The sequence below is a fragment of the Bacillus sp. GW821-FHT01G09 genome (assembly GCF_059422205.1).
Map to the genome: position 1 here is coordinate 1 of NZ_JBWKWL010000010.1, position 13,013 is coordinate 13,013.

At 44.8% G+C, this 13,013-nt stretch carries 2 protein-coding genes and 1 pseudogene; all 3 read left to right on the forward strand.

Annotated features, from left to right (window positions below):
- Positions 1 to 3,693: pseudogene (ppsA, locus tag AC07VD_RS20745) on the forward strand (plipastatin non-ribosomal peptide synthetase PpsA); the annotation flags it as partial.
- Positions 3,694 to 3,717: 24 nt separating this feature from the next.
- Positions 3,718 to 11,400: a plipastatin non-ribosomal peptide synthetase PpsB gene (gene ppsB, locus AC07VD_RS20750; protein WP_217018885.1), complete on the forward strand. Its 7,683-nt coding sequence runs from the start codon at positions 3,718 to 3,720 to the stop codon at positions 11,398 to 11,400.
- Between the two features lie 17 nt (positions 11,401 to 11,417).
- Positions 11,418 to 13,013, forward strand: a 1,596-nt coding sequence (locus AC07VD_RS20755; RefSeq protein ID WP_217018886.1) for a condensation domain-containing protein, incomplete at its 3' end; no start/stop codon positions are given.

The window sequence follows — 13,013 nt, forward strand, 5'->3', positions numbered from 1 at the left end:
GCGCTTCGGACGCGCCCGGAGGGCGGGAAGCCGTTTGTACAGTATTTGCAGGAAGTGCGTGAGACAGCATTGGAAGCTTTTGAGCACCAGGATTACCCGTTCGAAGAGCTTGTCGATAAGCTTGAATTGACACGGGATATGAGCCGGAACCCAGTGTTTGATGCGATGTTTATCCTTCAAAATGTAGAAAAACAGGACATAGATCTGAGAGAAATAAAAGTCCGGCCTGCCAATTTCGCACATCACATTTCTTTATTTGATATCACATTAATAGCTACGGAAATAAGTGGATCTATTTGCTGCGAAATGGAATTTAGTACAGAAGTATTCCTGAAAGCTACGATTGAACGCTGGGCCGATCATTTTACCGAATTTCTGCATGCGGCACTTTCAACCCCTGAAACAAGCCTTGCACAAATAAACATACTTAGTGATAAAGAAAAACAAAAAATAGTCTTTGAATTTAACAAAACTCAAGTTGAATTTGCTCAAAAAGATATTCCTTTTCATCGCATATTTGAAGCGAAAGCTGAAGAAAATCCAGAACATATAGCTGTTATTGATAACGAAACAGAGATTAGCTATCGGCTTCTAAATGAAAGAGCCAATCGTCTGGCACGAACATTGCAAAACAGAAAAGGACCGAAGCCAACTGTGGCTGTTTTAGCCAAGCGTTCCATCGATGCAATTGTTGGCGTGCTGGCAGTGATGAAAGCTGGCGGAGTGTATATCCCAATCGATTCACATTATCCAAAAGCTCGTATTGAATACATTCTTCGTGATAGCGGGGCAGATATTCTTCTTTTACAGCAGGAGTTGAAGCATTTGATTTCAAACTTGCCTGAATCTGAGATGTCTCATATCTGCCTTGACGATGAAAGCACTTATGAAGAAAATAGCTGCAACCTTAACTTATCTCCTGCTCCTGAAGAGCCGGTATATATCATTTATACGTCAGGAACGACGGGTGCGCCTAAAGGCGTCATTGTCACCTATCGGAACTTTACTCATGCTGCTCTGGCTTGGCGTCAAATTTATGAGCTGGATCGGAAGCCTGTCAGACTGCTTCAAATCGCGAGCTTTTCATTTGATGTCTTCTCAGGAGATTTGGCGAGAACATTGACCAACGGCGGGACTCTAATCATTTGCCCAGATGAAACACGGCTGGAACCTGCTGAAATATATAAAATCATGAACTTTCAGAGAATCACGGTGATGGAGTCGACACCGGCTCTCATTATCCCGGTGATGGAGTATGTATACCGTAACCAGTTCAAGCTTCCTGACTTAGACATACTGATTCTTGGTTCCGACATGGTGAAAGCTAAAGATTTCAAAACATTGACAGATCGCTTTGGCCAAAGCATGCGCATCATTAATAGCTATGGTGTCACAGAGGCAACCATTGATTCGAGTTTCTATGAAACTAGTATGGGTGGAGAGTGTACGGGAGATAACGTGCCAATCGGCAGCCCGCTGCCGAATGTACACATGTATGTACTCAGCCAGACTGATCAAATTCAGCCGATCGGTGTTGCCGGCGAGCTGTGCATCGGCGGGGCAGGTGTTGCGAAAGGCTATCATCATAAACCTGACTTAACGCAAATGAAATTTACAGAAAATCCATTTGTCTCTGGAGAAAGGCTGTACAGAACCGGTGATCGAGCATGCTGGCTTCCAAACGGGTCGATCCGGCTTCTTGGCCGAATGGATTATCAAGTAAAGATAAATGGATACAGAATTGAAACAGAAGAAATTGAAAGTGTTCTGCTTCAAACAGGGCTTGTCAGAGAAGCTGCTGTTGCCGTTCAGCATGATAAAAATGGACAGGCTGGTTTGGCAGCATATATTGTGCCTTCAGACGTCAATACGAATGCTCTCCGGGCTGCTTTAACAAAGGAGCTGCCAGCGTATATGATTCCTGCACATCTGATTCCTTTAGAAAACTTGCCGCTGACCCTAAACGGAAAGCTGGACAGAAATGCCTTGCCGGCTCCAAATAATGTGTTATCGCGTCCATATACCGCACCAGTTAACGACATACAAAAAACGATGGCGTATATATGGGAAGATGTACTGAGCATGCCACGAGTCGGCATTCACGATTCCTTTTTTGAGCTTGGCGGAGACTCAATTAAAGCATTACAAGTAGCAGCACGTCTGGCAGCTGAAGGCTGGAGCATGACAATACGCGACTTATTCCGTTATTCAACGATTCAGGAACTATGCGGACATATCACACCATTGGCATCTCAAGCGGATCAGGGGCCTGCGGAAGGTGAAGCTGAACTCACCCCGATTCAGCGAAGATTTTTCGGGCAGGTACATGCTTTTCACTATCATTACAACCAGTCCGTCATGCTTTTCAGTGAAAAAGGATTCAATGCTAACGCGCTTCATCTAGCGCTGCGTAAAATAACCGAGCATCATGATGCCATTCGTATGATTTTCCAACGTGACCAAAACGGCCATGTCATTCAGTTTAATCGCGGAATCAATCACAAGGATCATGAACTGTTTGGCCTTTATATTTCAGATTGGACAAAAGCATCGCTGGAAAGGGCTCACCTTGATGAAAAACTTGCCGCTGAGGAAACCGTCATTCAAAGCAAAATGAATGTAGAAAAAGGGCCTTTGCTGCAAGCAGGTTTGTTTAAAACGGCAGAAGGGGATCATTTGCTGATTGCACTTCATCATCTTGTGATAGATGGCGTTTCTTGGAGAATTCTGCTTGAAGATTTAGCTGCAGCATATCAACAGGCTTTAGAAAAGAAAGAACTCCAATTACCGCCAAAAACGGATTCTTATTTATCCTACGCCGATGGTCTTACCCAAATAGCTGAAAGTAAACAATTGCTTTCAGAGAAAACGTATTGGCAAACGATTTTAGACGCTCACACTGCTTTTCTTCCTAAGGACATAGAAAATGTGCCGGACAGACTCCAAATGAATAGCGACGCAGCAGCGTTTGTACTATCCGGGGACTGGACTGAAAAATTGCTGTTTGAAACCCAGCAAGCCTATGGTACTGATGCCAACGAACTTTTGCTTACGGCTTTAGGAATGGCGCTTTCTGAATGGACAGGGCATGACCAAATCGTGATCAGCACTGAGGGACACGGCAGAGAAGGGCATGTGCCAAATATTGATATTTCAAGGACCGTTGGATGGTTTACCTCCATTTATCCTATTTTGCTAGACATGGGTATTCCCGAGCCTTTCGAGGATCAGCTCGCATACCGAATTAAGACGACAAAAGATATGCTGAGAAGAGTACCGAACAAAGGAACTGGATACGAATTGTTAACACACATAGGAGAACTGCGGCATAAAGAGCCTGAGGTCAGCTTTAATTATCTCGGTCAATTTAGCGAAGAGAAAGAAGCTGAAACGTTTCAATTATCATATTACCAGCCCCGTCACGAAATAGCGGGTAAGAGAGAACGAGAGTATGAGCTGGACATCAATGCTCTCATTACGGACGGACGGCTTCAAGTAAAAGCGGTATACACCCAAGTGTTCAGCAAACACTCAATTGAGTGCTTTATGGATCGTTTTCACAGGCATCTTATCGAGACGATTGAGCATTGTTCGCAGAAAAAAGCACGCGAAAAAACATTGAGCGATTTCAGCAATAAAGAATTAACGTTGTCTGCATTATCTAGCATCGAAGATCTCGTGAAAGATCTTTAACTTTTGAAAAGGTGTGTGGAATTGATGGCACAATCGGCACAAATTCAAGATATTTATCCGTTATCGCACATGCAGGAAGGAATGCTGTTTCATTCACTAATGGATTTCAGCTCGAAAGCATATATCGAACAGACCTCGTTTACGATCACAGGGAATCTATGCGTCGACTCGTTTCAAAAGAGCTTAAACCTTCTTGTTTCTAGATATGATATTTTCAGAACGATTTTCATTAAAGAAGTACCAGATCTTACAGGTCCGCAGCAGGTAGTTCTATCAAACCGGGAATTGACAGTATATAGAGAAGATATTTCTCGCCTGGCTGATCAAGAACAGCAGACGCTGATTGATGCTTTTATGACTAAGGATCGGGAAAAAGGATTTGATTTGCAAAAAGATCCTTTAATGCGTCTTGCCCTTTTTGATAGAGGAGACAGCCAATATACATGTGTCTGGACACATCACCATATCATCATGGATGGGTGGTGTCTCGGCATTATTCTTAAAGAGTTTTTCAGCATGTATGATTCGCTCAAAAATAACTCACCTGTACAGCTTGGCAGCACGGTGCCGTACAGCCGTTATATTGAATGGCTAGGAGAACAAGATCAAGAAGAGACTGCTGCCTACTGGAGCGAATATTTGAAGGAGTACGGCAACACTGCTTCTATTCCCAGAATAAGGCACGGCACGGCAGACGGGGATTATAAAGCCGACCAGGTCAGCTTTTCATTAGCGCCGGATATGGTTGAGAAACTGACAGAGGCTGCCCAAAACTGGGGAGTGACATTAAACACGCTGTTTATGAGTATTTGGGGCGTGCTGCTCCATCGATATAATGCTGCAGATGATGCCGTTTTTGGCTCCGTCATTTCGGGACGCCCGTCAGCGATTGACGGGATTGAATCAATGGTCGGCTTGTTTATCAATACTGTTCCAGTGCGAATCCGATCTGCGGAAGGCATAACGTTTTCTTCGCTGGTCAAAGCCGTGCAGGAGGATATTTTATCATCTGAACAGCATGGGTATTATCCGCTTTATGAGATTCAAAACCATAGTCCATTGAAGCAAGGGTTGATCGATCATATTTTTGTTTTTGAAAATTACCCTGTACAGCTTCATCAGGCGTTAAGCGTGGAGAGTGAAAATGATGAAGGCGCTCTGAAGCTGAGTGACATTTCAATGTCGGAACAAACCAATTACGACTTTAATATCGTTATCGTTCCGGGAGAATCATTTTATATCAAATTCAGCTACAACGCAGACGTTTACGAGCGGGAGGAGATGCTGAGGATTCAGGGGCATCTAAAGCAAGCACTGGATTGCATTTTGACAAATCCCGATGTTGCCGTCAGTGACATCAATATCGTGCCGCCGGAGGAGCAACAGGTTATCCAATTGTTTAACGAAACTGAGCGTCCTTATGTGAACAAAACGATACCCCAATTGTTCGAGGAACAAGCTCACAAAACACCTGAAGCTGCTGCATTGAAAATGGGAGACGAATGCTGGACCTATCGCCAGTTACAAGTAAGAGCCAATCAGATTGCGCACGCTCTGATAGAAAAAGGCGTTGGATCTGGAGATATCGTTGCTGTAATGATGGGCCGGTCAATGGAAATGCCTGCAGCTCTGCTTGGGATTTGGAAAGCAGGCGGCGCTTATATGCCGCTTGATCCACATTTTCCAGCAGAACGTCTTTCTTTCCTGCTGAAGGACAGTCAAGCGGCTCAATTGCTGATAGAAGAAGACCTTATTTCCTTGATCCCTCCGTCCTATGAAGGAAATACGATAACGATAGAACATACAGAAAGTTACCAAACAGAAGCTCCAAATATGTCGCCAGGTGATCTAGCCTACTTGATCTATACCTCGGGAACGACGGGGCGCCCTAAAGGCGTTTTAGTTGATCATCACGGTATTGCCAATACATTGCAATGGAGACGGGAAGAGTATGGCATGGCCGAACAGGATATATCCCTCCATTTGTTTTCGTACGTGTTTGACGGCTGTGTAACGAGCTTATTTACCCCGCTTTTGTCTGGTGCGTGCGTGCTGCTGACAACAGATGACGAAGCGAAGGATGTGCTGGCCCTTAAGCGAAAAATAGCCCGTTATAAGGTCAGCCACATGATCATTGTTCCTTCCCTGTACCGGGTATTATTGGAAGTGATGACTGCTGACGATGCAAAAAGTCTTCGTATTGTGACATTTGCGGGTGAAGCGGTCACGCCTGATCTGCTTGAGTTGAGTCAAATGATTTGTCCTTCTGCTGAACTGGCAAATGAATACGGGCCCACAGAAAACAGTGTGGCAACAACAATATTGCGGCATCTGAATGAAAAAGAGAGGATCACGATCGGACACCCGATCAGAAACACAAAAGTATTTGTTTTGCACGGAAATCAAATGCAGCCGATCGGCGCTTCGGGTGAACTGTGTATTTCCGGCGCGGGTCTTGCGAGAGGATACTACAAACAGCAAGAGCTGACACAGAAAGCATTCTCCGATCATCCATTCCTTGAAGGGGAGCGTTTATACCGAACAGGTGATGCAGGCCGCTTTTTGCCTGATGGAACGATTGAATATATTGGACGTTTTGATGATCAAGTAAAAATTAGGGGTTACCGTATTGAACTGAGAGAGATTGAAACAGTTCTTCGACAAGCACCGGGGGTAAAGGAAGCCGCGGTACTGGCCCGTGATGTTTCTGCTGAGGAAAAGGAGCTCATTGCTTATATCGTTCCCGAAAAGGGAAACAGCCTCCCAGATTTGTATCAGCATCTTGCCGGGACATTGCCGTCCTATATGATCCCAGCAAGTATTATCAACATCAGCAGGATGCCATTAACATCCAGCGGCAAGCTTGACAGGTTTGCGCTTCCTGAACCAGAAAACAATACGAGTGTCACATATATGGCGCCCCGAACCTTAATCGAAGCTGATCTCGCACATATTTGGGAAGATGTGCTGAATAAACAGCACATCGCCATTCGTGATGATTTCTTTCAGTTAGGCGGACAGTCCTTAAAAGCGGCCGCACTAGTATCAAGAATACATAAAAAGCTTAATGTCGAGCTGCCGCTCAGTGAGGTGTTTTCATATCCGACGGTTGAAAGCATGGCAGGCAAATTGATGAGCTTAAAAGAACACGCTTTTACACAGATTGAACCTGCGGATCAAAGAGATGTCTATCCGCTGTCTTTCTCGCAAAAACGATTATATGCTCTTCATCAGCTGGCAGATGACAGCACAGGCTACAACATGCCAGCTGTACTTGAATTACGCGGAAATCTGAATCGCCAGCGGTTGAGAAGCGTTCTCACAGAACTTGTGAATCGGCATGAAGCATTACGGACTGTTTTTGTGCTTGACAGAGACGAGCCTGTGCAGATCATTTATCCAGAGATAGCTTTTGATCTAAAAGAGCTTGAAATGGAATCAGAACAAATGCTTGAGTCTGCAATCGAGACCTTTATCAAACCGTTTGATCTATCATCCGGTCCGCTTTTTAGAGCATGTGTCATTACAATCGGCAATCACCGCGGCTTTTTGCTGCTCGATATGCACCATATTATTGCCGACGGTGTCTCGATGAGCACTCTTGTCCAAGAATTTACTGACTTATATTGCGGAAAAGAGTTGCCAGCTTTAAACCTGCATTATAAGGATTTTGCTGTTTGGCAGCAAGAGAAGTACCCGAAAGAGCTATACAAAAAACAGGAGGCCTACTGGCTCGGTCAGCTTGGCGGGAGTCTTCCTACACTAGAATTACCGCTTGATAAAACAAGGCCGCGTCTCCCTGATTTCAGGGGTGGAACAATTGAAGTCAACATTGATAAAGACATGGCTGATGAACTGCACCGTTTAATGGCTGAAACGGGAACAACATTGTATATGATTCTTCTGGCTGTCTATTCTATTTTGTTATCTAAGCTAAGCGGGCAAGAGGATATTGTTGTCGGTTCGCCTGCTGCCGGAAGACCGCACGCTGATCTGGAGCGCGTCATCGGGATGTTCGTCAATACATTGGCGATGCGCAGCAAGCCCGAGGGCCACAAAACGTTCAGCTCCTATTTGCAGGACATTCGCCATCTGGCTCTGACCGCTTATGAGCATCAGGATTATCCTTTTGAGGAGCTGGCAGATAAGGTCGATACAAATCGAGAGGTAAATCGCAACCCGCTGTTCGATGCGATGCTTGTGCTTCAAAGCAGTGAAGATTTCCGGTTCGAAGTGCCTGGTCTGTCGATTTCGTCTGTCACTCCTAAACATGATATATCCAAATTCGATTTAACATTACACGCTGAGGAGCATCCGAGTGGAATACGCTGCCGTTTTGAATACAGCACTGCTCTTTTTGAAGAAGAAACCATTACGCGGTGGGCATCCTATTTTATTGAATTGGTGAAAGGGGTAACGGCGGATACCGAGATGAGAATTTCGGACGTGCAATTGCTTCCTGCTGCAGAGCGTAGGTTGCTCCTTGAAAAAATGGGGCAGTATGCGGCTTATCCGAGAAATGAAAACATAGTAAGCTTATTTGAAAAGCAAGCCGCTCAGTATCCGGAGCATATCGCAGTGGTGTGCGGCCATTCTCAGCTTACGTATCGAGACCTGAATGAAAAAGCCGAGCGGGCAGCTGCTATGCTGATCAAACAAGGGGTCAGAACTGGCGATATCGTCGGTCTGATGCTCGATCGGTCACCTGATATGATCATTGGCATTTTATCGATTTTAAAAGCTGGCGGGGCCTATTTGCCGATTGATCCTGAATATCCTCAGGAGCGTATTAGCTTTATGCTCAATGACAGCGGAGCAAAACTGCTGCTGACAGAGCGCGGTCAAAACAAACCTGCAGACTACATCGGGCAAATTTTGTATATCGATGAATGTGAAAGCGACTCAATTCCGGCTGATGTAAACATTCAAGAAATAGTAACGGATCAGCCCGCATACGTGATATACACATCTGGAACGACTGGTCAGCCAAAGGGAGTCATTGTCGAGCACCGCAATGTGATCAGTCTCTTGAAGCATCAAAACCTGCCTTTTGAATTTAACCATGAAGACATCTGGACGTTATTTCATTCTTATTGCTTTGATTTCTCTGTATGGGAGATGTTCGGTGCGTTATTGAACGGAGGTACATTAGTCGTGGTCTCTAAAGAAACAGCCCGTGACCCCTATGCATTCCGTTTATTGTTAAAAAAAGAGCGCGTCACTGTACTCAATCAGACCCCGACTGCTTTTTACGGCTTGATGCTTGAAGATCAAAATCATACAGATCATTTAAGCATCCGCTACGTGATTTTTGGCGGCGAAGCCTTACAGCCCGGATTGCTTCAAAGCTGGAATGAAAAATATCCTCACACTGATTTGATTAATATGTACGGTATTACAGAAACAACGGTCCATGTAACATTCAAAAAATTGTCCGCAGCAGACATTGCAAAAAATAAAAGCAATATCGGCCGGCCGCTTTCAACTCTGCAGGCTTATGTGATGGATGCTCATATGAATCTGCAGCCTATCGGAGTTCCAGGGGAGCTGTATATAGGCGGCGAAGGTGTGGCACGGGGATATCTCAACAGAGATGAGCTGACCGCTGACCGTTTTGTATCCAATCCTTATCTTCCGGGAGACAGATTATACCGAACAGGAGATCTTGCTAAGCGCCTGTCAAATGGCGAGCTGGAATATTTAGGCCGCATTGATGAGCAGGTGAAAGTCAGAGGGCACCGTATTGAGTTAGGCGAAATCCAAGCGGCACTTCTTCAGTATCCAATGATTAAAGAGGCGGCTGTCATTACCAGAGCAGACGAGCAAGGGCAAACAGCTATATATGCTTATATGGTGATAAGAGATCAACAGGCTGCGAATATATCAGACATCCGGGCTTACCTAAAAAACGCCTTGCCTGACTTTATGCTGCCTGCCCGTATGATACAAATTGACAGCATCCCGGTGACTGTTAATGGAAAGCTCGATCAGAAAGCCCTGCCAGAACCTGAAAAACACGCTTATACAGCTGATGATATCAGTCCTAGAAATGAGATTGAAACGGTGATGGCTGAAATTTGGGAGGAGCTTCTTAATGTGAATGAGTTGGGTGTAGGCGCCAATTTCTTTGAGCTTGGCGGAGACTCTATTAAAGCGCTGCAGGTTTGTGCCAGACTGAAGCAGCGCGGATTTGAAACGACAGTACGTGAGATGTTTGAATATCAGACTCTTGGTGAACTGTCCGCCCGGGTTCGAAAAGACGTACGCGCCATTGACCAAGGCCCGGTCGAAGGCGAGATTACTTGGACACCTATCCAGCAGTGGTTTTTCTCGCAATCTCTGGAAAGCCATCATTTTAACCAGTCCGTTATGATCTACCGGGCTGAACGATTTGATGAGGCTGCGCTTAGAAAAGTACTAAAAAGCCTTGTGACTCATCATGATGCACTGAGAATCGTATGCCGGCATGAAGATGGCAGGCAGGTGCAGATAAACAGAGGGATAGATCTTTCAGATGAGGAGCTATATGCACTTGAACTGTTTGATGTAAAGGATAGCCTAACAGAAGCACGGTACACGATTGAGGAAGCAGCCAGCCGGATGCAAGAACATATTCGTTTGGAAACCGGCCCCTTGCTTCATGCTGGATTGTTTAGAACCGAGAATGGTGACCATTTATTTCTGACGATTCATCACTTAGTTGTTGATGCGGTTTCCTGGCGAATTTTGTTCGAGGATTTTTCAGCTGCTTACAAACAGGCAGTCTCAGGAGAATCTATTAAACTGCCGCAAAAAACAGATTCATATTTAACGTATTCTCAAAGAATAGTTGACTACTCTAAAAGCCGCCAGATGCAGCGCGAAGCAGCGTACTGGGATGAGTGCGAGAACCGTCACATCCAGCCTGTTCCAAAAGACAATGACGCAGCATCTAACACATTCATAGATACAGAAGTGATTGATTTTGAGCTATCTCGCCATCACACAGAATTACTATTAACGGCTGCACATAAAGCTTACAGCACGGAGATGAATGATATCCTTCTGACAGCTTTAGGTTTTGCTTTGCAGAAATGGACGGGAAATAACCAATTTAAAATCAGCATGGAGGGCCATGGAAGGGAATCATATCTTGAGGACATCGATATTAGCAGAACTGTTGGCTGGTTCACCTCCATTTATCCTGTGTGGCTTGATATGAGAGATTCCGATCATAAGGACAAAGAAGAGCGGCTGGGCCACCTTATTAAACAGACAAAAGATATGCTGCACCGTATACCGCATAAAGGCGCGGGCTACGGCGTGCTGAAATATATCAGCAAAAGATGGGGCTCTGAGAAAAACAGCCCAGAAATCAGCTTTAATTATTTAGGCCAGTTTGATCAGGATATTCAATCAAATGCCTTTGAGGTGTCTGACATCAAGCCAGGAAATGAGATCAGCCCGAACTGGGAGCGTCCTTATGCACTGGATATCAGCGGCGCCGTTTCTTCGGGGTGCCTGAACATGCACATCATCTATAACAGGCTGCAATTCGAAGAAAAAACAATCCAAACATTTGCCGGGCATTTTAAACAGACACTGGAAAACATCATTGAGCATTGTACGGGCAAAGAAAACCGAGAATGGAGCGCATCTGATTTCACTGATGAAGACTTAACGCTTGATGAATTGAGTGAGATTATGGGAGCCGTCAACAAACTATAGGGAGAGGAGATTCACTGATGCCGCAGCAACCCGAAATACAGGATATATACCCTTTGTCATTTATGCAGGAAGGGATGCTTTTTCACTCACTGTATGATGAACAGTCGAGAGCTTATTTTGAACAGGCTTCTTTTACGATCCATGGACAGCTTGACTTGGAGCGTTTTCAGAAAAGTATGGATGCTGTTTTTGACAGGTACGATATCTTTCGAACAGCATTCATCTATAAAAATGTAGCCAAACCTCGTCAAGTCGTGCTCAAGCAACGTCATTGCCCTGTTCATGTTGAAGATATTTCTCATCTCAATGAAAAAGATAAAGAACATTGTACAGAGGCATTCAAAGAGCAGGACAAATCCAAAGGCTTTGATCTCCAAACGGATGTGCTGATGAGAATATCTATTTTAAAATGGGCGCCTGATCATTATGTCTGTATCTGGAGCCACCATCATATTTTAATGGATGGCTGGTGTTTAGGCATCGTCATTAAAGACTTTCTCCATATTTATCAAGCGCTTGGAAAAGGGCAGTTTCCTGATTTGCCTCCCGTACAGCCGTACGGGACGTATATTAAATGGCTGATGCAGCAAGACCGGGAAGAAGCAGCTGAGTATTGGAAAAAGAGGCTTCAGCATTTCGAAAAAGCTTCGCCTCTGCCTAAAAGAACAGATCAAATGTCGGACGGGACATTACAGCAGATCACGTTTACCATTCCTGAAAAAGAAACCTCCGAATTACAGAAAATCGCTGCAGCATGTGGTGCGACACTTAACACTGTTTTCCAAGCTTTATGGGGAATCATGCTCCAAAAGTTCAATCGCCGCGACGATGCTGTGTTCGGATCAGTTATATCAGGCAGACCTTCTGAGCTAAAAGATGTGGAAAACATGGTCGGACTTTTTATCAATACCATTCCTATTCGAGTCCAAAGTGATTTTCTGTCTTTTTCTGACCTAGTCAGCAGAATGCAAAAGGACATGACTGAGGCAGAAGCTTATAGTTACTTTCCCTTATATGATATTCAGGCGAAGAGCGCTCTTAAACAAGAGCTGATCGATCATATTATCGTCTTTGAAAATACACCTACTCAACAAGAGATTGAAGAGCTGAATCAAGCTGGATCATTTGATTTCTCCGTGAAAGATTTTGAGATGGAAGAGGTAACTAATTATAGATGCAGTGTCAAAGTGATCCCAGGGCGTACTTTGTACGTTCGGATTCATTTTCATACAGGCGCTTATCAACCAAATATGATGTCTGAAATAAAAGATTATTTACAGCACATGATCTCTGACGTCATCTCTGATCCATCTCTTCCTGTGTCAAAGATGACATTGCTAGATGAGGACAAAACACGGAAAATCGTTTCTCAAAATAACAGGACAGTATCTGTTTCACCTGAAGCCCCAACCTTGCATGGTCTGTTTGAGCGACAGGCGGCAGTCACACCGGAGCGGCCGGCTATCCGATTTTCCGACGGTTCGCTGACGTACGCTGAGCTTGACCTGTATGCCAGCCGGCTGGCTGCGCACCTTGCGGCACGCGGCGTCACAAACGAAAGTATCGTCGGTGTCCTGTCTGAACGCTCACCTGACATGCTGATCGCTGTCCTT